This is a genomic window from Sphingomonas sp. GW822-FHT03G08 (assembly GCF_058801135.1).
Genome location: NZ_JBXAMZ010000001.1, coordinates 1,195,322 through 1,214,266, shown reverse-complemented (window position 1 = coordinate 1,214,266; position 18,945 = coordinate 1,195,322). Strand labels below are relative to the sequence as shown.

The following is an 18,945-nucleotide window of genomic DNA, read 5'->3' as shown; positions in this document are numbered from 1 at the left end:
TTCGGGGCTCGGGGGTATCGGGATTGTTCGTCAGCCTATCACTGGTGCATGCGTGCGTCTTTGCGACGCTGGCATTGCTCGTCGGCGCGATCCGGATCGGGATGCGGAGCGAGTCCGCGCTGTCCTGGATGGTGGCGGCGCTGCTGTGCGGCACCACCGAGATGCTGGTGCTCTCGTTGGCGCAACATGGCGAGAGCGAATTGCTCGCCGCGACGCTGCTCGTGCCGCCGGCCTATCTCTGCTTCAGCCAGGCGGTGCGCATCTCGACGGGGGGCAAGCAGCACTGGCGGGTGATCGGCACGAGCATCTCGCTGGTGATCTGCTCGCTGGCGCTGCTCGCGGTGCGGGCGCCCTTCGTGGTGATGACCATGCCCTTCCAGCTGGCCTGCGCGCTGTCGCTGGGCGACGGGATCGTCCACCTCTCGCGGCGGCCGCAGGGCTGGGTCGATCGCGCGCTGCTCGGCTGCATGGTGGTGATCGCGACGCTCTTCCTGGTGCGCATGCCGCTCTATCCGGCGCTGTTCGGGCTCGGCGTGCACTATGCCGAGATCATGCCGACCGCATTCGAGCGCGGGCTGCTGCTCGTCTCGGCGCTGCTGACCCCGCCTTCGGTGTTCCTGCTGCTCGCCAAGATCATCGCGGGGATCATTACCGAATATCGCCTGCGCTCGGAGCGTGACCATTTGACCGGGGTGCTCAATCGCCAGACCTTCGAGCAGGCGGTGCGGCGCGAACCGTTGCGGGGCGGGGCGGTGATCTATTGCGACATCGACCATTTCAAGCGGGTCAACGATCGCTACGGCCATCATGTCGGCGATGAGGTGATCCGGCTGTTCGCCGATGTGCTGGCTGCGACCGGCTTCAAGGTCGGACGGCTGGGCGGCGAGGAGTTCGCGATCTTCCTGCCGGGCAACAGCGCGAACGACGCGGCCGGCCTGGCCGAGGTGCTGCGGATGCATTTCCATGCCAGCACGCATGAAGCCATGGCACCGGATCATAGGCTGAGCGCGAGCTTCGGAGTGGCCGATTACGGGCCGGGCGAAGTGCCGGGCGAGGCGCTGATCCGTGCCGATGTCGCGCTTTACCGCGCCAAGGGCGAGGGGCGGAACCGCGTCGCGCTGTTCCATGCCTTCGGCCTGGTGCCGGTGGTGTGGCAGCCGCCCCGGGCGGTGGCTGCCTGATCAGCGCTCCCGGACGATCTCGCAGCCGATGCGGGCGTCGGGATAGATGTCGAGCTTCATCGAGCGGACGCTGACCTTCGCGACGCGCGGGTCCTCGAACGCCAGCGCGGCGACCTGGTCGCACAGCGTCTCCTGCAGCTCGAAATGGCGCGATTCCACCAGCTTGCGGATGCCGGCTCGCAGGAAATCGTAATCGACAACGGCGTCGATCCGGTCCTCGGGCGGGGTGGGGTAGCGGCAGGTCATTGCGACGTGCAGGGTCACCCGCTGGGGAGCGGCGCGCTCCTCGGGATGGATGCCCAGGCCCATCGCGACTTCGAGGCCGTCGAGCAGGATCGTGTACTCAGCCAATGGGGCGCTCCCGGCCTTCGAACATCACGTCGCCGTCGCGCTGCAGGAAGCGCTGGCCGCAATCGACGAAGATGTTCTGCCCGGTGATGCTTTGCGTCGTGAGCAGCATCTCGACCGTGGCGGCGATGTCGGCCAGCGCGACTGGGCGCTGGAGCAGGTTCTGCCGGGCGTGCTCGGCGAACTCCTGTGCGGTCTGGTCGAGGCTGGGGAGGGTGAGGCCGGGCGACACCGCGTTGACCCGGATGCGCGGGGCGAGGCCGCGGGCGAGCAGCTCGGTCGCGGTGGCGAGCGCCGCCTTGCTCAGCGTGTAGGTGAGGAAGTCCGGGTTGAGGTTGGCCAGCTTCTGGTCGAGCAGGTTTACCACCGCGCCCTGATCGAGGTCGTCCTGTGCCGCCAGGGCCGAGGCGAGGGCGACGGGGGCGCCGCAGTTCACCCGCATATGCTGGTCGAGCAGGGCGAAGTCGGTGAGCGGCAGAGCGTCCCAGGCGAATTGCGAGGCGTTGTTGACCAGGCCCTCGACCGGGCCGCCGAGCCCTTCGCGCGCGGCGGCGATCAGGGCGGGGGCGGTGGCGGCTTCGGCCAGCTCGCCGGTCACTACGCAGGCGGTGCCGCCCTCGACCGCGATCTGGGCGCGCAGGGCCTCGGCTTCGTCAGGGGCGTGGTGGTGGTGGATCGCCACCGGATGGCCGCGCAAGGCTAGCCGGCGGGCTACGCCCGCGCCAATCCGCTTCGCGCCGCCGGTAACCAGTATCCGCATCAATAGCCCATCAGCTTGAGCACTTCCTGGCGGCTGCGCTCATCGTCGCGGAACACGCCCATCATGCGGCTGGTGACCATGCCGACGCCGGGCGTGCGCACGCCGCGCGCGGTCATGCAGCCATGCGTCGCCTCGATCACCACCGCGACGCCCTGGGGCTGGAGCCGCTCCCAGATGCAGTCGGCAACCTGCGCGGTGAGCCGCTCCTGGACCTGCAGCCGGCGGGCGAAGCCGTGAAGCACGCGGGCGAGCTTGGAGATGCCGACGACGCGGTCCTTGGGCAGATAGGCGATCGAGGCCTTGCCAGTAATCGGCGCCATGTGGTGCTCGCAGTGCGACTGGAAGGGAATGCCGTTCAGCAGGACGATGTCGTCATAGCCGCCGACTTCCTCGAACACCCGGTTCAGATGGTGCGCGGGATCTTCTTCATAGCCTGCGCAATATTCCTTCCAGGCGCGGGCGACGCGCTGGGGCGTGTCGAGCAGTCCTTCGCGGCCGGGATCGTCTCCGGCCCAGCGGATCAGCGTGCGGATCGCGTCCGCAACTTCGTCGGGGACCGGAATCTTGGGCGGCGATGCGACAATATCGCCGTCTTCGGGGTCCTCGTGATCATGCACCATTTTCGTCTCTTCCTGACCGCGTTCGGCCTTTACGCTACGGCATCTGCGCTTCTTGCAGAAACCGGGTGTGGCTCAACTGTATCTCCCCGGGAAAAAGGGCCGAAAACCGCAGAGTTCCGACGCTTATCCCCGTTGACGGGCTCAAAAATGCAGCGTTAGTTTCGTCCCCGATAAAAGCAACGTCGCGACCGGTACAAGCCGGCCGGCACCCAGAGGAGGGGGATTGCACCCGATGAAGAAGCTCGACTTGCTCGCGGCGACTGCGCTTACGCTGTTTTTCGCGACGCCCGCCTTTGCCCAGCAGCAGACCACGCCGGCGCCCGCGCCGTCGGACGACAGCCAGGAATATCAGTCCTCGAACGAGATCATCGTGACGGCGACCCGCCGTAACGAGACGGTGCAGGACGTGCCGATCGCGATCACCGCCATCGGCGCGCAGGAACTGCAGAATTCGGGCGTCGACAATGTCCGCGACCTCGAGCAGCTCGCCCCGTCGATCCAGAGCTCGACCGGCCAGTCTTCGGCGACCGGCACCACCATCTACCTGCGCGGCATCACCACCGGCGGCGACAATCCCGGCTTCGAGCCGGCGGTCGGCGTGTTCATCGACGGCGTGTTCCGTGCCCGTGCCGGTGTCGCCATCTCCGAACTGCCCGAGCTGGAGCGCGTCGAAGTACTGCGCGGCCCGCAGGGCACGCTGTTCGGCCGTAACACCTCTGCCGGCGCGCTGAGCATCTACACCGCGCTGCCGCAGTTCGAGACGCACGGCTATGTCGAGGGCTCGTACGGCAACTACAACGCCTATGGCGTCAAGGGCGCAATCACCGGACCGGTGAGCGAGTCCCTCGCGCTGCGCCTCGATGGCAGCTACCGGAAGCGTGACGGCTATATCAAGGACGCCAACAGCAACCGCCGTTTCAACGACGTCGATCGCTGGGCGCTGCGCGGCCAGGCGCTGCTCGACAAGGGCGACATCACCTTCCGCCTGATCGCCGACTATTACCAGACCGACGAAGTCTGCTGCGCCACCGTGTCGGTGGTCCGCGGGCCGATGGCGCAGGTCATCAACGGCATCGCCGCCTCGCAGGGCCGCACCGGCATCTATACCGGCCCGCCCAGCGACCGCATCCAGGCCGCATCGCCTAACCGCAACTATGGCGAGAAGGTGAAGGACTGGGGCTTCTCGGGCGAGCTCAACTGGGATCTGGGCGACGTCAAGCTGACCTCGATCACCGCCTATCGCGACTGGCGCGCGCTGCGCAGCCAGGACATCGACTTCTCGGGCATCGATCGCGCCTATCGCGACAATTACCGCACCGAGCTCAAGGACTTCACCCAGGAAATCCGCCTGCAGGGCTCGGCCTTCAACGGCGCGCTCGACTGGCTGGTCGGCGGCTTCTACCTGAACGAGAAGAACGACCTGACCGACACGGTGCGCTTCGGCAACGACGCCAACCTCTATGTCGACTCGGTGTTCAACGCGCTGGCCGGCCCGTCCTTCGGCGGCAAGGTGCAATTCTACGGTTCGCTCGGCCCGACGGTGCCGACGCCGGGCGCGGTGTTCCTGAACCCGGCGGTGCCGAACTCGCTGGCGGCGCTGACCTCCGTCTATGGCGCGACGCTGGCCCCACTGGTCGGCTGCTTCCGCGCCCAGGCGGGCACAGCACCGGCCGGGCTCTGCGTGATCCCGGGCTTCCCGTCCACGCCGATCCCCGGCCTGGCGGCGCTCGCCGCCTCGCCGCTGCCGGGCGCCACCCCCGGCCAGGGCAACAACAACGACGTGTTCGGCGTGAAGACCGACGCGATCGCGCTGTTCACCCACAACATCGTCAACGTCACCGACAATCTGTCGCTGACCCTCGGCGCGCGCTGGAATCATGAGCGCAAGACGATGACGGCGTCGATCAACAGCAACACCGGCAGCTGCACCTTCTTCAACAATGTGCGTGCGGGCCAGCCGGCGGCGACCGCTTATGCGAACCTGCTGCGCCAGCTCGGCATCTTCAACAACCTGTACCTGCTGAGCTGCAACCCGGCCGTGAACAGCGAGTTCAACGGCAACTATACCGACAGCTTCACCGACGACGAGATCACCGGCACCGTCAAGCTGGCCTACAAGTTCTCGCCGAAGCTGATGGTCTATGGCAGCTACGATCACGGCTACAAGTCGGGCGGCTACAATCTCGACCAGGCGACCTTCGACTCCGTGCTGCTCGGCGGCAACGGCGCCCAGGGCCGTGACCTGCGCTTCGGCGCGGAGACCAACGATGCGTTCGAAGTCGGCTTCAAGGCGAGCCCGAGCCGTGCGTTCTCGCTGAACGTCGCGGCGTTTTACATGAACTTCTACGGGCTGCAGTCGCTGGTCTTCTCGGGCAACAACTTCGTCGTCCAGAATGTCGACAAGAGCATCTCGAAGGGCGTCGAAGTCGAATCGTCGATCCGTCCGGCGAACAACCTGACCTTCCAGCTCGGCTACAGCTATATCGATGCGCAGTACGCCAAGTCGAACAACTTCACCGGCACGCCGCTGCAGGGCCAGGAAGGCCGCCAGTTCCAGAACCAGCCGAAGCACACGGTGACCGGCGCGGTGACCTGGGAGCCGCGGGTTGCGGACAACCTGAAGGGCCTGATCCACCTCGACTTCCGCTACAACAGCGAAGTCAACATTCCGTCGAGCAATCCGGACCCCGCCAGCGGCCGCACCGCGATCCGCAACGAGGGCTATGGCCTGCTCAACGGCGCGATTGGCCTGCAGACCAATGACGGCAAGATCCGCGGCGAGATCTTCGTCGAGAACATCACCAACACCTTCTACTTCATCTCGGGCTTCGCCGTGCCGGAGCAGACCGGCAACTATAACGGCTATCCGGGCTATCCGCGCTTCTATGGCGCGCGGCTGCGCTTCGGCTTCTGATCGAGACGCCTGCGGGCAGGGATGGGGCGCTCCGGGAAACCGGGGCGCCTTTTCTTTTCGTGGGGTACTTATTCTTTCCCCGGCGAAGGCCGGGGAAGGGCTGGGGTTCGCCTTGTGCTACCCCCCGAACAGCGCGTCGATCGGGCCCTTGGGGAGGAACCACAGCACCGCGACCAGCGCGGCGCAGGCGAGGCCTGCCCAGGGGCTGGCGAAGGTGAGGGCGATGCCGCTGGCGTAGATCGCCGAGGCGACCAGCCCCTTGCGCAGCGAATGCTGGTGATAGTCCTGCGCCGCCGCGTCCTGCCGGCCGGTGCGGCGGATCACTGACTGGAGCCACACATAGGCGAAGCTCGGCAGCATCATCACGCACATATAGACCAGGGTCGCATCATGGCTGAAATGCTGCTCGCCGAGATAGGCGGTAGCGAAGGGCACCAGCGACAGGGTGAACAACAGTGCGATGTTCGACCAGAGCAGCGCGTTGGTGATGCGGGCAGCATGGGCGAACAGCCGGTGGTGGTTCACCCAGTAGATCGCGACATAGGCATAGCTGAGCACATAGGCAGTGAAGATCGGCCAGAGCGACCAGAGGTGCGCCAGGCCATGTTCCTCCGGTGCCTTCATCTCGAGCACCATGATCGTGATGATGATGGCGATCACGCCGTCGGAAAACGCCTCAACCCGATTGACGCCGCCCCGACCTTCTTCCGTCTCGCTCATTGCCCCTCCGCCGATAATGGAGAGCATGATGCCGCCGAATGCGTGCCGGCTCAACTATTCCGAAGGTGAGGAGGGCAGGGCGCCTGCCCAGCCACGCACCGCCGCGGCGCAGAGCCGCAGGATCCTCGCCTTGTCCGCGCATTGCTCGAGGAGCGGCCGGTTGGTCTTCTCATTCTCTCCCCAATAGCTGCCGCCGTCGCGCCAGCTGTCCTCCTGGGCGGGGTAGATGAGCAGATATTTTTTGAACAGCTTGGCACCGGCTTCGAGCGGGCCATCCACTTCGTGCCCGCGAATGCGATACTCGTCCGGCCAGTCGTCCTCGAACCAGCTGCCGGACTGCTCCTGCTTGCGCACCAGCTTGTCCAGGCGGACGGTGAGCACTTGCAATTCCTCGGCCGCGGCCTCCAGTTGCGCGGCCGCCGCCATGGCAGTTCGATAGTCATCGATCATCGAGATGCTCCCGTGGCGCGTATATCATGCGCCACGGAAGCAGTCGATTGGATCGGAAGAGGTCTTACTGCGCGGTGAATGCCGCGTTGATCTCGAGCGCGACTTCGTCCGAGACGAAGGGGACATACTTGTCCATGCCGAAATCGCTGCGCTTGATCTTCGCGGTCGCCGAGAAGCCGAAGTTGAGCTTCTTGGTCATCGGGTTGTCGCCGGCGCCGACGAACTTCGTGTCGAGCACCACCGGGCGGGTGACGCCGTGCAGGGTGAGGTTGCCGGTGATCCTGGCGCTGGTGCCCTGAACGGCCACGCTGGTCGAGACGAAGTGGATGTCCGGATACTTCGCGGTGTCGAAGAAGTCGGCGGTGCCGAGATGCTCGTCGAGCGCCTTGACGGTGGTGACGATGCCCGAGGCCGGAATGGTCACGTCGAGCTTGGCGTCGGCGGGCTTCTTCGGGTCGATGGCGAGCGTGCCGGTGGCGCCGCCGGCCTGGCCGGTGAACTTGCTGAAGCCGAAATGGTCTACGGTGTAGCTGACCTGGGTGTGGCCGCCGTCAACGGCATAGGTGCCGGCCGCGATGCGGGCGGTGTCGGGCTGGCCTGGGAGCTGGACCGCCTGCTGGGCGGCGAAGGCAGCGATCGGGGTGGCGGCAAGCAGAGCAACGGCAATGAGAACGCGCATGGAAACTCCTCTGTGGGGAAGGAGCGCGCTTTGTGGTGATGCCGGCCCGGCGGGAAAATCCCGAAGGCGGCAACGCATGGTTTCCGAAACGGAGCGGGGGCGCGCGGGAACAGGGTGAACAGAGAGCTAAAAGCGGGTTCCGGAAGCCTCCCAACCGGGGAGTTCCGCACTGGCGCCGGTGCCATGCCGGTGAGACGCTGTCCCGACGCTTTCGGGAGATGCGCCATGGGATATTTCTTCCACTTGCCCCAGCCCCGCCATGACAGCACGCAGGCCTGCCTGGCAGCGATTGCCGCACGCATTGCGGCACCGGAGAAAAGGGCCGAGGCCGGCGCGCACCGCCGACCTCGGCAAAGCGATTAGTTCTTGGTCTGATCGACCAGCTTGTTGGCGCCGATCCACGGCATCATCGCGCGCAGCTCGCTGCCGACCTGCTCGATCTGGTGACGCTTGGCGGCGATGCGGCTGGCCTTGAGCTCGGGCTGGCCGGCGCGGTTGTCGAGCACGAAATCCTTCACGAAGCGGCCCGACTGGATGTCGGCGAGGACGCGCTTCATTTCCTTCTTGGTCTCTTCGGTGATGATGCGCGGGCCGGTCTTGATGTCGCCGTACTCGGCGGTGTTCGAGATCGAGTAGCGCATGTTGGCGATGCCGCCCTCATACATCAGATCGACGATCAGCTTGAGCTCGTGGAGGCACTCGAAATAGGCCATTTCGGGCGCGTAGCCGGCCTCGACCAGCGTCTCGAAGCCGGCCTGGACCAGCGCGGTGGCGCCGCCGCAGAGCACGGCCTGCTCACCGAACAGGTCGGTCTCGCATTCCTCGCGGAAATTGGTCTCGATGATGCCCGAACGGCCGCCGCCGACGCCCGAGGCATAGGCGAGGGCGATGTCATGCGCGTTGCCCGATGCGTCCTGATGGATCGCGATCAGGCAAGGCACGCCGCCGCCACGGGCATATTCGCTGCGCACGGTGTGGCCGGGACCCTTGGGCGCGATCATGATCACGTCCACGTCCGACGGGGCCTCGATCAGGCCGAAGTGGATGTTCAGGCCGTGCGCGAAGGCGAGGGCGGCACCGGGGCGGAGATTGCCCTTGATGTCGTTCTCGTAGATCGCGGCCTGGTGCTCGTCGGGTGCCAGGATCATCAGGATGTCGGCCCAGGCGGCGGCTTCCTTGTTCGGCAGCACCTTGAAGCCGGCGCCTTCCGCCTTGGCGGCCGAGGGCGAACCCGGGCGCAGCGCGATCGCGACTTCCTTGACGCCGCTGTCGCGCAGGTTCTGCGCATGGGCATGGCCCTGCGAGCCATAGCCGAGGATGGCGATCTTCTTGTTCGAGATCAGGTTCAGATCGGCGTCGCGATCGTAATAGACACGCATTTCTCTATCCCTTTTCTTCTCTCCCGGTGGGAGAGGATACGGAGACTTGCCAGCTTGCTGGCTAGTCGGAGTTGGTGAGGGTGGTGGGGCTTGAGGACGTTCGCCCTCACCCTCCCATGCTTCGCATGGGCCCCTCCCTCTCCCGCTGGGAGAGGGGTGAAGATGTTCAGGCCGCTTCGGCCCCTCTCGCAATCGCGACGATGCCGGTGCGGGCGATCTCGACCAGGCCGAGGTCGCGCATTAGCTCGACGAACTTGTCGATCTTCTCGGTGCCGCCGGTCACTTCGAAGACGAAGCTGGAGGTGGTCGCGTCGACCACCCGGGCCCGATAGACCTCGGCGAGGCGCAGCGCCTCGATCCGGTGCTCGCCGGTGCCCGCCACCTTCACCAGCGCCAGCTCGCGCTCGACATGCTGGCCGAAGGCGGTGAGGTCGGTGACCTTGTGCACCGGCACCAGCCGCTCGAGCTGGGCGATGATCTGCTCCATCACCGGCGCCGAGGCGTGGGTGACGATGGTGATCCGGCTGATCAGGTCGTCGTCGGTGATCTCGGACACGGTGAGCGAGGAGATGTTGTAGCCCCGCGCGGTGAACAGGCCGGCGATCCGGGCGAGGATGCCCGGCTCGTTGTCGACGATGACCGCGAGCGTGTGCCGCTCGACTGCTTCTTCCTTGATATGCATGGGTTCAGACCAGTGCCTTGGCTTCATCGTCCATCTCGCCCGAGACTTCGGCCGACTGGAGCAGCATTTCGGTATGGGCGGCACCCGACGGGATCATCGGGAAGCAGTTGGCGAGCTTGGCCACGCGGCAATCGACCACCACCGGCCCGTCATAGGCGAGCATCTCGGCGATGCCGGCGTCGAGCTGGTCGCGCGTCTCGATGCGGATGCCCTTCCAGCCATAAGCCTCTGCCAGCTTTACGAAATCCGGGAGGGCGTCCGAGTAGCTCTCCGAATAGCGCGACTGGTAGGTCAGCTCCTGCCACTGGCGGACCATGCCCATATATTCGTTGTTCAGGATGAAGATCTTGACCGGCAGCCGGTACTGGGTCGCGGTGGCCAGCTCCTGGATGTTCATCTGGATCGAGGCTTCGCCGGCGATGTCGATGACCAGCCGGTCGGGGTTGCCGAGCTGGGCGCCGATCGCGGCCGGCAGGCCATAGCCCATCGTGCCCAAACCACCCGAAGTCAGCCACTTGTTGGGATCATCGAAGTGGAAATGCTGGGCCGCCCACATCTGGTGCTGGCCGACTTCGGTGGTGATGATCGGGGACTGGTCCCTGGTCGCCTCCCACAGCGCGCGGATGGCGCGCTGGGGCATGATGGTCTGGGGATCGCTCTCCTGGAACTCGAGGCAGCCGACCTGGCGCCAGCCATGGATACGGCTCCACCATTCGGACAGGTCCGGCTTCGGATGGTGGCGAAGGTGCCACGTATCGAGCATCGCCCGCATCGCCGAACCGACGTCCGCCACGATGGGCAGGTCGACGCGAACGTTCTTGTTGATACTCGAACGGTCAATATCGACGTGGATCTTTGCACTGTTCGGCGAAAAGGCGTCCAGACGGCCGGTGACGCGGTCATCGAAACGGGCGCCCAGGGCGATGATGAGGTCGGCCTGGTTCATCGCCAGATTGGCCTCGTACGTGCCGTGCATCCCCAGCATTCCCAGCCACTTGTCGTCCGAAGCGGGGAAGGCGCCGAGGCCCATCAGCGTCGATGTAACAGGCGCGCCCGTTACATCGGCGAGCTGGCGCAGCAGGCGCGAAGCTTCGGGTCCGGAATTGATGATTCCGCCGCCGGTGTAGAAGATCGGACGCTCGGCCGCGGCCAGCATGTCGACCGCCTTCTCGATCGAGACCATGTCCGGCTCGGTCTGCGGACGATAGGTCTTGTGCGAGATCGGCGCATTCTCGCCGCGCCGCGCGGTGGCGACCTGGACGTCCTTGGGGATATCGATCACGACCGGGCCGGGGCGGCCGGAAGTTGCGATATAGAAGGCCTCGCGGATCGTCGGCTCGAGCCGTGCGGGATCCTTCACCAGGTAGTTGTGCTTCGAGCAGTGGCGGGTGATGCCGACCGTGTCCGCTTCCTGAAAGGCATCGGTGCCGATCAGCGCCGTCGGCACCTGGCCGGTGATGACGACCATCGGGATCGAATCCATCAGCGCATCGGTGATCCCGGTGACCGCATTGGTCGCGCCCGGGCCCGAGGTGACGAGGACGACGCCCGGCTTGCCGGTGGCGCGGGCATAGCCTTCCGCCGCGTGCGTCGCCGCCTGCTCATGGCGGACAAGAATATGTTTGATGCGGTCCTGCTTGAAGATCGCATCATAGATCGGAAGCACGGCACCGCCGGGATAGCCGAACACGACTTCCACACCGAGATCGCTCAGCGTCTCGATCAGGATGTCTGCTCCACTCTTCTCGGTCGTCACATCGGCCTCCGTTTGTTGCGGTGCGGGAAACACCGCCGAAGGGCGCTGCTACCCGCACGAAAACTACACGTCAAGCCGAATTATAGCAATTTTCTTTCGAATTGCTCGACGAGTCTGTTTGTTTGTGTCTCATCCGTGCGCTCCCATTCCGGCGGAGGCTGGCGGCGGAACCAGGTGTATTGGCGCTTGGCGTACTGGCGGGTGGCGAGGGAGCCAGCGAAATGCGCCTCGTCGAGGTTACTCTCGCCGGCGAGCGCCAGGCCGATCTCGCGCACGCCGATCGCGCGCAGCACCGGGGCGTCGTCGGGCACGTCGGTGCGGGCGAGCAGCGCCTCGACCTCCGCCTGGGCGACATTGACCATGTGGCGGAAGCGGCGATCGATCCGGTCGGCGAGCCAGGTCTTGTCGGGCAGCAGGATGGTCGCGGCGACGCGGATCTCGTGGCCGATCCCGCCGTGCCGCTCGGCCTGCCACTCGGCGAGCCGCTTGCCGGTGGAGCGGACGACTTCGAGCGCGCGCGAGATGCGCAGCGTGTCGATCGGGCCGAGGCGGGCGGCGGCATCGGGATCGCGGCGGGCGAGCTCGGCGCGGGCTTCCTCGACGGGGAGGGCGCGAACTTCGGCGCGGATCAGCGAATCGATCTCGGGCACCGGGGCGATGCCGTCGAGCAGGGTGCGCATGTACATGCCGGTGCCGCCGACCAGTATGGGGAGGCGGCCGGCTGCATGCGCTTCGTGGATCGCAGCCCGCGCCTCTGCCGCCCAGCGCCCGGCCGAATAGGCTTCGGCGCCGTCGACATGGCCGAACAGCAGGTGCGGCGCGCGCTTCTCTTCCTCGACACTGGGCCGGGCGGTGAGCACGCGCAGATCGGCATAGACCTGCATCGAATCCGCATTGATCACGACGCCGTCATGTTTTTCCGCAAGGGCGAGCGCGAGCGCGGACTTGCCGCTCGCGGTCGGCCCTGCGATGAGCGCCACCATTGGCAGTTCAGGGGATCCGATGTTCATCGCGACGCTTATAGCAGATGGTCTGGCCGCAGGGCAGCTTTCGGAAGCCACTGACCGACTGGCTTCGGTGCATTGCGGACCCGGAAGCGTGCGCTGGATCGATGAGGGCCGCGCAGCGGACCTGGAATTCAGGGTGCATCCTGATGCGGCGCGGGCGGCTTTGGAAGGTGCGTTCCCCTTCACCGATGTGGCGGTGCAGCCGGCCGAGGGGCGCGCGAAGAAGCTGCTGATCGCCGACATGGACTCCACGATGATCACCGTCGAGTGCATCGACGAGCTGGCCGATTTCGCGGGGATCAAGGCGCAGGTCGCCGAGGTTACCGAGCGGGCGATGCGCGGCGAGCTGGACTTCGCCGAGGCGCTGGATGCGCGGGTGGCGCTGTTGAAGGGCCTGTCCGAGGATGCGATCGAGCAGTGCCTGCGCGAGCGGGTGCGGTTGATGCCGGGGGCCAAGGCGCTGGTTCGGACGATGCGCGCGCGGGGCGCGACCTGCGTGCTGGTGTCGGGCGGGTTCACGCGGTTCGCCGAGCCGGTGGGCAGCGAGATCGGTTTTCACCGGATGATCGCCAACCGGCTGGTGATCGAAGGCGGCGTGCTGACGGGTGCGGTGGAGAAGCCGATCGTCGACAGCGCGACGAAGCTCGATACGCTGCTGGCAGTGCGGGACGAGCTGGGGCTGGGTGCTTCGGACACGCTTGCGGTGGGCGACGGCGCCAACGACCTGGCGATGATCCGCGAGGCCGGGCTGGGGGTGGCATACCACGCCAAGCCGATCGTCGCGGCGGCGGCAGGGGTGCGGGTGGACCATGGCGACCTGACCGCGCTGCTGTATGCGCAGGGGATTGGGGCGAAGGACTGGGTGGAGGCTTGAGAAATTCCCCTCCCTGCAAGGGAGGGGTTAGGGGTGGGTTAGATAAAGCTGGGCTCGATGCCCGGCTTTATCTTTCATCGCGGGGTTGTGGTTGGGCTCGCTACGCTCGCAACCCACCCCCAGCCCCTCCCTTTCAGGGAGGGGAGTAGCAAAGGCGCCACCGAGATCCTTGGCGCACACAACCTACCTCTGTTACCTATCGCCATGCTCCGCCGCATCGATCCCGTGCTGCTCGCCCGCGCACGCGAACTGCGGAACAATCCAACCGAGACCGAACTTGCCGTCTGGCACCTAATCTCACGCTATCGGCCAGCTTTCACGCGCCAGCATATCCTAGCGCCTTTCATCATCGATCTGGCCTGTCGGGAAGCGAAACTTGGCGTCGAGTTCGACGGCAGCCAGCACATCGCAAACGCCGAGCAGGACGAGCGTCGCACGGCATATCTGGAAGCAGAAGGCTGGCGCATCATCCGTCTCTGGAACTCCGAGGTGCTGTCGAATCCGGAAGGCGCGGTTCAGCATATTCTGGAGCGGGCGGCAGAGCGTTTGGATGGCGTCTATCCGGAGCCCATTCCATCACGGGAACGCAGGGTACGAAAGCCGCGCTGGGGCTGATTGCAATTACTCCCCTCCCTTGCCGGGAGGGGAATCAGGTTAAAGATCGACGCCCTACCGAACGCCCTTGCCGAAGGTGAAGCTCAGGCCCAGGCCACCGGAGAACTGGTCGCGGCTGCCATAGGGCTTCGTCGTCAGCGGTGAATCCGCGCCGTCGCCGGTCAGACGGTCGTAGCGGGCATAGCCGTAGACGCCCCAGTGGCGGCTGAACTGGCGGGTGGCGGTGCTGCTCACGCCGAGCGCGTGGACTGCGCTGCCGTCTGCCCGGTAGACCGGCAGGCCGGTGCGGGCGGCGACGGCGGGGGTGACGTCGAAATAGGCGCGGCGGTATTTCGCGTCGGACAGGGTGACGCGCGGGCCGATCGCGACCAGCCATTTGTCGCCGTCGCGCATGACATAGTCGAGGCCGGCGCTGCCGATCAGGCCCTTGTGGCCGTTGACGCCCTGGCGCAGCTCGGTGTGGAGGCGCAGCGATCTGGCCAGCCAATATTGGGCATAGCCGCCCAGCTCGACCGTGGTGCCGACCTCGTCGATCTGAGCACCGGCTTCCTTGCGGTGGCGCGAGCCCTGGAAATTGGCGGCGGGGCCGATCTCGAACCCGCCCGACTTGAACGCCGCGAAGCCGAAGCTGTCATCCGCTGCCTCGAAGGGGAAGGGATCGTCGCCGCGGGCGATCGCGACATCGACCAGCGGGCTGAGCTGGACCTTGTCCGAACCCGGATAATTGGGCGAGAGCTGCGGGCCGAGCGAGACGCGGTAGCGCTTGGGCGGCTTGCTCTCTCCTTCCTGCGCATGGGCGGGAAGGGCGAGGGCGAGCAAAGGCGCGAGCGCGAGGAAGCGGATCATTGCGCCCTAACGCCACGATCCGGCTTTTGTTGCAACTGCGATATGACCGAAGCGGTTCGGGTTTGCGGCAATGCGAGTTCGGGTTTGCCGTTTCCCAAGTCTCCAACGTCATCCCCCGCGCAGGCGGGGATCCATTGTCACTGAGTACTGTGGGTCTCACCCAAGCCAGCCAGAATGGATCCCCGCCTGCGCGGGGATGACGGGGAATATTCGCGGGATCCCGGCTCAAGGCCGGGATGACGAGAATGGGAAGGCGCTAGTTGCTGACCGGCACGCAGGGGGTGAGGCCGCGACAGGCACCTGCCGCCTCGGCGCGGCTGGCGAACGGGCCGACCAGCACCTTGGTGAGACTGCCCGCCTTCACATAGCTGACCGAGCGGCCGGGGAAGCGGTCGCCGACCTGGCTCCACAGCTTGCGGGCATTGCCGGGATCGCCGAACGCGCCGAGCTGGAGGCGCCAGCCGCCGTCGCGGATCGCGGTGGTGGCGGGCGCCGGCTGGGTACGGACCGGCACGGGCACCGGGCTGGGCGCGGCGCGCGGCGGCGTGCGGACCGGGACGGTGCGAGGCGGCTGGGCGCTGGCGACCTCGACCGGCGGGTTGCCGCCGGGCAAAGGCGCGCGATTGGCCTCTTCCTCATATTTGCGTGCGAGGGCGAGGCCGGCCTGGCGGTCCTGCACGGTCATGTACTTGTCCATCTGCGCGATCGCGCCCGAGGCCTCGGCCAGGCCCGACTGCGAGGAGCGGGTCACCAGCGCATAGGCGCGGATCCAGTCCTTCTGGACGATGTCGCCGTTGAAATACATGGTGCCGAGCACATACTGGGCGCGGGGATCGCCGCGGCCGGCGGCGCGCTGGAGCCACGACGCGGCGGCATCGCGCTTGCCATTGGCGAACAGGGCGAGGGCATAGCTGGCCTGGGCCTGCTCATGGCCCTGGGCAGCGGCCTTGCCATACCAGGTCTCGGCCTGGTTGAGATCGGCCTTGACCCCGCGACCGAGCTTATAGGCCTGGCCGAGGTTGAACTGCGCGTCGGCATCGCCCTTCATCGCCGGGCCGCGCCAGCGATCGACGGCGGTCTTGTAGTCGCCGCGCTCCCAGGCCTCCACGCCCGCCTTGACCGGATTGTCCTGCGCGAGCGCAAGCGGGGCGGCCAGTGCCAGCCCGGCAACAGCGATCAACCCAAGCAGCTTCATGCGACCTTCGACTCCCACCCCGGATGAATGGCTAAATGGCAGTTAACCATCATTTGTGAAAGAAATCCTTAGCCCGGGTCTTCTCCGGAGAATCCCGGGGCGGAACGCTGTTAACGCATTCTTAGACGACCGCATGGCATCCCCACGCTCGGGTAACTGGTATTTCGAGGGGGTTCATGCGCGTTCTCGCGTTGGCATCGCAGAAAGGCGGATCCGGCAAGACGACCTTGTCGGGCCATCTCGCCGTGCAGGCGGAACGGGCGGGCTGTGGCCCGGTCGTGCTGATCGACATCGACCCCCAGGGTTCGCTGGCCGACTGGTGGAATGAGCGCGAGACGGATCTTCCGGCCTTCGCGCAGACCACGGTCGCGCGGCTCGCCTCGGACCTCGAGATCCTGCGCCAGCAGGGTTTCAAGCTCGCGGTGATCGATACCCCGCCGGCGATCACCATGGCGATCCAGAGCGTGATCGCGGTGGCCGAGCTCATCGTCATTCCGACCCGCCCGTCGCCGCATGACCTGCGCGCCGTGGGCGCCACGGTCGACCTGTGCGACCGCGCGGGCAAGCCGCTGATCTTCGTGGTCAACGCCGCGACGCCCAAGGCGCGGATCACCAGCGAGGCCGCCGTCGCGCTGTCGCAGCACGGCACGGTCGCGCCGATCACGCTGCACCACCGCACCGATTTCGCGGCCTCGATGATCGACGGCCGCACCGTGATGGAAGTCGACCCGAACGGGCGCTCGGCCGGCGAGGTCGAGGCGCTGTGGACCTATATCAACGACCGGCTGGAGAAGAACTTCCGCCGCACCGTGTTCGCGACTCCGGCCGCGGTGAACCAGTTCGGCGCGTCGCGCCCGGGTGGCGGCTTTGGCCGCCGGGTGGTGAGCTGATGTTCGGCACGCCCAAACCCACCGCTTCGCTCTCCTCGAGCCTGCTCGCCCGCAAGGGCCAGGCGCGGCCGGCGATGCGCCCGCAGGGCTTTGTCGGGATGAACCCGGCGACCGCCCAGGACGATCTCGGCTGGAACGACATGGGCGACGAGAGCGCCCAGCCGCAGCAGTTCGCGCCCGAGCCGGCGCCGATGCCGATGCCCGCGCCCAAGCCGCAGGTGCTGCGCCAGATCGAGCAGCTCGACGAGCGGTTCAGCCAGCCGGCCCCGGTCCCAGCACCGGTGCCGGTGACCCGGCCGCGCGTGCCGGCACTGCCGCCGGTGGTGGAGGAGGTCGCCGAGCCGGCTCCGGTCGTGGCTTCGGTTCCCGCTCCGCAGGCTCCGGCGCTTGCTCCGGCCGCTGCCGAGCGGCTCGCCCGCGAAGTGGCCAAGAAATCCAAGGCGGCGTTCACGCTCCGCCTCGACAATGACCGGCATTTGCGACTGCGCCTCGCATCGGCCGTAACCAACCGTTCGGCGCAGCAGATCGTGACCGAGGCGCTCGACGCCTTTCTCGAATCGCTGACCGAGGTCGAGACGCTCGCGCGTCAGGTCGGCCCGGCCGGGAACCGGTAAGGACTGGATGATGAAGATCCGTAGCAAGCTCGTGATCGGCCTTTCGGCGCTGGCCGCCGGCGGTACGCTGGCAGCCGGCATTACGACCCAGGGCTTCGCGCTCTCGGCCTTCGCGACCGACGCGCCCAACGCCAAGAAGGCCGCGCAGGAGGCCGGGGCCGCGCGCAAGGCGATTGCCAAGCGCAAGGCGGGCGATGCCGTCGCCCATGCCGAGGCCGCGGTGGCCAACGACCCGCAGAACGCCGAATATCGCGCGCTGCTCGGCCAGGCCTATCTGCTCGCCGGCCGCTTCGCCTCGGCGAAGCAGGCGCTGGCCGACACGCTGACCCTCAACCCGGGCGACGGGCGCGCCGCGCTCAATCTCGTGCTCGCCAAGATCGCCGGTGGCGACTGGCCGGGTGCGCGCGCGATGCTCGACAGCCATGAGGACACGATTCCCGCCGCCGATCGCGGCCTGGCCTATGCGCTGGCCGGCGACCCGGTGAAGGCCGTCGAGATCCTGGGCCCGGCCGCTCGCGCCGAGGACGCGACCGCCAAGACCCGCCAGAACCTGGCGCTCGCGCTTGCGCTTTCGGGCCGCTGGGCCGAGGCCAAGCAGGTCGCGTCGGTCGACGTTGCGCCGGATCAGCTCAACGCGCGGATGATGCAGTGGGTGAACTTCGCCCGCCCGACCAACGCCTATGACCAGGTCGCCGCGTTGCTCAACGTCACGCCGGTGCAGGACCTCGGCCAGCCGGTGCGCCTGGCGCTGGCGCAGCAGAATGTGATGCTCGCCGCCGCGACCGTCCAGCCGGTGCAGACCGCGCCGGCGCCGGAAGCGGTCGACACCTATATGCCGGGCGTGCCCGCCAACGCCGAAGCGGTTGCCGCCGAAGCCGGCGTCTCGACCGCGGTTGCTGCGGCGGCTCCGGCCGTGGCGGTGACCGAGGCCAATCCGGTCGCCGGCACCAATGCCGGCGTTGTGTTCGGCCCGCGCGCCGAAGTGGTGCAGTCGGTTCCCGTCGCCGCGGTGCGCACCTCGGCGCCCAGCGTCGCCGTTGCCGCCAAGGCGCCGCGCCTGATCGAGAAAAGTGCGATGGCCGCCAAGCCGTCGCGCGGCAATTTCTATGTCCAGCTCGGCGCCTATGTCAGCCCGGCGGTGGCGCGCGACGCGTGGAACCGCATGGACGACCGCGTTCCGGGCCTTGCCGGCCAGACGCCCTATGGCGCCAAGGTCTCGACCAAGGCGGGCAATTTCTATCGCCTGTCGGTGGGCGGCTATGACCGCAGCGGCGCCAATGCGCTGTGCCAGCAGATCAAGTCGAGCGGCCAGACCTGCTTCGTCCGCGCGGGCGCGGGCGATGCGACTGCCGCCTGGGTGAAGCCGGGCACGCGCCTCGCCGCACGCTAACGAATTTTCCCACTCCCATCGGGAA

Annotated in this window: 19 protein-coding genes; 7 read left to right on the top strand and 12 right to left on the bottom strand. The window is 66.9% G+C overall.

Features of this window, described 5'->3' with window-relative positions; all coding sequences use genetic code 11:
• Positions 1–44 precede the first annotated feature (44 nt).
• On the top strand, positions 45–1,181 hold the full coding sequence (locus AC1RJ5_RS05455) for a GGDEF domain-containing protein (protein WP_493112123.1): 1,137 nt from the start codon (positions 45–47) through the stop codon (positions 1,179–1,181).
• Here the strand turns inward: AC1RJ5_RS05455 and AC1RJ5_RS05450 are convergent, their stop codons facing one another.
• Genes AC1RJ5_RS05450 through folE form a run of 3 tightly spaced genes read right to left on the bottom strand, consistent with a single transcriptional unit; the run spans position 1,182 to position 2,909 of the window.
• Positions 1,182–1,532 carry a dihydroneopterin aldolase gene (locus AC1RJ5_RS05450; protein WP_493112121.1) on the bottom strand — a complete coding sequence of 117 codons (351 nt, stop codon included), beginning with the start codon at positions 1,530–1,532 and terminating at the stop codon, positions 1,182–1,184.
• On the bottom strand, positions 1,525–2,289 hold the full coding sequence (locus AC1RJ5_RS05445) for an SDR family oxidoreductase (protein ID WP_493112119.1): 765 nt from the start codon (positions 2,287–2,289) through the stop codon (positions 1,525–1,527). Before AC1RJ5_RS05445 ends, AC1RJ5_RS05450 begins: the two co-directional genes overlap by 8 nt.
• Complete coding sequence (gene folE, locus AC1RJ5_RS05440; RefSeq protein ID WP_493112117.1) at positions 2,289–2,909, bottom strand: GTP cyclohydrolase I FolE; 621 nt, start codon at positions 2,907–2,909, stop codon at positions 2,289–2,291. Before folE ends, AC1RJ5_RS05445 begins: the two co-directional genes overlap by 1 nt.
• A gap of 232 nt (positions 2,910–3,141) precedes the next feature.
• Here folE and AC1RJ5_RS05435 point away from each other — a divergent pair, with 232 nt between their 5' ends.
• Positions 3,142–5,823, top strand: coding sequence for a TonB-dependent receptor domain-containing protein (locus tag AC1RJ5_RS05435; RefSeq protein ID WP_269574782.1), 2,682 nt, complete (start codon positions 3,142–3,144; stop codon positions 5,821–5,823).
• Positions 5,824–5,940: 117 nt separating this feature from the next.
• Here the strand turns inward: AC1RJ5_RS05435 and AC1RJ5_RS05430 are convergent, their stop codons facing one another.
• From AC1RJ5_RS05430 to miaA, 7 genes are all read right to left on the bottom strand, one after another.
• A complete protein-coding gene (locus AC1RJ5_RS05430; protein WP_493112115.1) occupies positions 5,941–6,543 on the bottom strand; it encodes a TMEM175 family protein in 603 nt (200 codons plus the stop codon).
• 54 nt (positions 6,544–6,597) lie between these two features.
• Positions 6,598–6,993 carry a hypothetical protein gene (locus tag AC1RJ5_RS05425; protein WP_269574784.1) on the bottom strand — a complete coding sequence of 132 codons (396 nt, stop codon included), beginning with the start codon at positions 6,991–6,993 and terminating at the stop codon, positions 6,598–6,600.
• Between the two features lie 64 nt (positions 6,994–7,057).
• Complete coding sequence (locus tag AC1RJ5_RS05420; protein WP_493112112.1) at positions 7,058–7,672, bottom strand: YceI family protein; 615 nt, start codon at positions 7,670–7,672, stop codon at positions 7,058–7,060.
• A gap of 359 nt (positions 7,673–8,031) precedes the next feature.
• Complete coding sequence (gene ilvC, locus AC1RJ5_RS05415; protein ID WP_184167759.1) at positions 8,032–9,051, bottom strand: ketol-acid reductoisomerase; 1,020 nt, start codon at positions 9,049–9,051, stop codon at positions 8,032–8,034.
• Positions 9,052–9,217: 166 nt separating this feature from the next.
• Positions 9,218–9,733 carry an acetolactate synthase small subunit gene (ilvN, locus tag AC1RJ5_RS05410; protein WP_184167756.1) on the bottom strand — a complete coding sequence of 172 codons (516 nt, stop codon included), beginning with the start codon at positions 9,731–9,733 and terminating at the stop codon, positions 9,218–9,220.
• A gap of 4 nt (positions 9,734–9,737) precedes the next feature.
• Positions 9,738–11,489, bottom strand: a complete 1,752-nt coding sequence (gene ilvB / locus AC1RJ5_RS05405; RefSeq protein WP_493112110.1) for a biosynthetic-type acetolactate synthase large subunit — start codon at positions 11,487–11,489, stop codon at positions 9,738–9,740.
• Between the two features lie 80 nt (positions 11,490–11,569).
• Positions 11,570–12,499 (bottom strand): tRNA (adenosine(37)-N6)-dimethylallyltransferase MiaA, encoded by a 930-nt coding sequence (gene miaA, locus AC1RJ5_RS05400; protein WP_493112108.1) that lies wholly within the window; start codon positions 12,497–12,499, stop codon positions 11,570–11,572.
• On the opposite strand from miaA, the gene serB reads away from it, so the two are divergent.
• Positions 12,492–13,370: a phosphoserine phosphatase SerB gene (gene serB / locus AC1RJ5_RS05395; protein ID WP_493112106.1), complete on the top strand. Its 879-nt coding sequence runs from the start codon at positions 12,492–12,494 to the stop codon at positions 13,368–13,370. The two genes, miaA and serB, sit on opposite strands and share 8 nt — an antisense overlap.
• Positions 13,371–13,574: 204 nt before the next feature.
• The gene (locus AC1RJ5_RS05390; protein ID WP_493112104.1) at positions 13,575–13,985 is read left to right on the top strand and encodes an endonuclease domain-containing protein; all 411 of its coding nucleotides are present in this window, start codon (positions 13,575–13,577) and stop codon (positions 13,983–13,985) included.
• Between the two features lie 54 nt (positions 13,986–14,039).
• Here the strand turns inward: AC1RJ5_RS05390 and AC1RJ5_RS05385 are convergent, their stop codons facing one another.
• Together AC1RJ5_RS05385 and AC1RJ5_RS05380 are read right to left on the bottom strand one after the other, a co-directional pair.
• Positions 14,040–14,831, bottom strand: a complete 792-nt coding sequence (locus AC1RJ5_RS05385; RefSeq protein ID WP_269574789.1) for a MipA/OmpV family protein — start codon at positions 14,829–14,831, stop codon at positions 14,040–14,042.
• A 256-nt stretch (positions 14,832–15,087) separates the two neighbouring features.
• Positions 15,088–16,026, bottom strand: a complete 939-nt coding sequence (locus tag AC1RJ5_RS05380) for an SPOR domain-containing protein (RefSeq protein ID WP_493112102.1) — start codon at positions 16,024–16,026, stop codon at positions 15,088–15,090.
• Between the two features lie 176 nt (positions 16,027–16,202).
• Here AC1RJ5_RS05380 and AC1RJ5_RS05375 point away from each other — a divergent pair, with 176 nt between their 5' ends.
• The 3 genes from AC1RJ5_RS05375 to AC1RJ5_RS05365 are packed head-to-tail and all read left to right on the top strand — an operon-like array spanning position 16,203 to position 18,920.
• Positions 16,203–16,916 carry an AAA family ATPase gene (locus tag AC1RJ5_RS05375; protein ID WP_269574791.1) on the top strand — a complete coding sequence of 238 codons (714 nt, stop codon included), beginning with the start codon at positions 16,203–16,205 and terminating at the stop codon, positions 16,914–16,916.
• A complete protein-coding gene (locus AC1RJ5_RS05370) occupies positions 16,916–17,530 on the top strand; it encodes a hypothetical protein (RefSeq protein ID WP_493112100.1) in 615 nt (204 codons plus the stop codon). Before AC1RJ5_RS05375 ends, AC1RJ5_RS05370 begins: the two co-directional genes overlap by 1 nt.
• Before the next feature lie 10 nt (positions 17,531–17,540).
• Positions 17,541–18,920, top strand: coding sequence for an SPOR domain-containing protein (locus AC1RJ5_RS05365; RefSeq protein WP_493112098.1), 1,380 nt, complete (start codon positions 17,541–17,543; stop codon positions 18,918–18,920).
• The last annotated feature ends 25 nt before the right edge of the window (positions 18,921–18,945 follow it).

Excerpts from the sequence above, each read along its gene's own strand:
- AC1RJ5_RS05445 (WP_493112119.1), bottom strand. The coding sequence starts at position 2,289 with ATGCGGATACTGGTTACCGGCGGCGCGAAGCGGATTGGCGCGGGCGTA.
- folE (WP_493112117.1), bottom strand. The coding sequence starts at position 2,909 with ATGGTGCATGATCACGAGGACCCCGAAGACGGCGATATTGTCGCATCG.
- AC1RJ5_RS05435 (WP_269574782.1), top strand. The coding sequence starts at position 3,142 with ATGAAGAAGCTCGACTTGCTCGCGGCGACTGCGCTTACGCTGTTTTTC.
- AC1RJ5_RS05430 (WP_493112115.1), bottom strand. The coding sequence starts at position 6,543 with ATGAGCGAGACGGAAGAAGGTCGGGGCGGCGTCAATCGGGTTGAGGCG.
- AC1RJ5_RS05425 (WP_269574784.1), bottom strand. The coding sequence starts at position 6,993 with ATGATCGATGACTATCGAACTGCCATGGCGGCGGCCGCGCAACTGGAG.
- AC1RJ5_RS05420 (WP_493112112.1), bottom strand. The coding sequence starts at position 7,672 with ATGCGCGTTCTCATTGCCGTTGCTCTGCTTGCCGCCACCCCGATCGCT.
- ilvC (WP_184167759.1), bottom strand. The coding sequence starts at position 9,051 with ATGCGTGTCTATTACGATCGCGACGCCGATCTGAACCTGATCTCGAAC.
- ilvN (WP_184167756.1), bottom strand. The coding sequence starts at position 9,733 with ATGCATATCAAGGAAGAAGCAGTCGAGCGGCACACGCTCGCGGTCATC.
- serB (WP_493112106.1), top strand. The coding sequence starts at position 12,492 with ATGTTCATCGCGACGCTTATAGCAGATGGTCTGGCCGCAGGGCAGCTT.
- miaA (WP_493112108.1), bottom strand. The coding sequence starts at position 12,499 with ATGAACATCGGATCCCCTGAACTGCCAATGGTGGCGCTCATCGCAGGG.
- AC1RJ5_RS05390 (WP_493112104.1), top strand. The coding sequence starts at position 13,575 with ATGCTCCGCCGCATCGATCCCGTGCTGCTCGCCCGCGCACGCGAACTG.
- AC1RJ5_RS05385 (WP_269574789.1), bottom strand. The coding sequence starts at position 14,831 with ATGATCCGCTTCCTCGCGCTCGCGCCTTTGCTCGCCCTCGCCCTTCCC.
- AC1RJ5_RS05380 (WP_493112102.1), bottom strand. The coding sequence starts at position 16,026 with ATGAAGCTGCTTGGGTTGATCGCTGTTGCCGGGCTGGCACTGGCCGCC.
- AC1RJ5_RS05375 (WP_269574791.1), top strand. The coding sequence starts at position 16,203 with ATGCGCGTTCTCGCGTTGGCATCGCAGAAAGGCGGATCCGGCAAGACG.
- AC1RJ5_RS05370 (WP_493112100.1), top strand. The coding sequence starts at position 16,916 with ATGTTCGGCACGCCCAAACCCACCGCTTCGCTCTCCTCGAGCCTGCTC.
- AC1RJ5_RS05365 (WP_493112098.1), top strand. The coding sequence starts at position 17,541 with ATGAAGATCCGTAGCAAGCTCGTGATCGGCCTTTCGGCGCTGGCCGCC.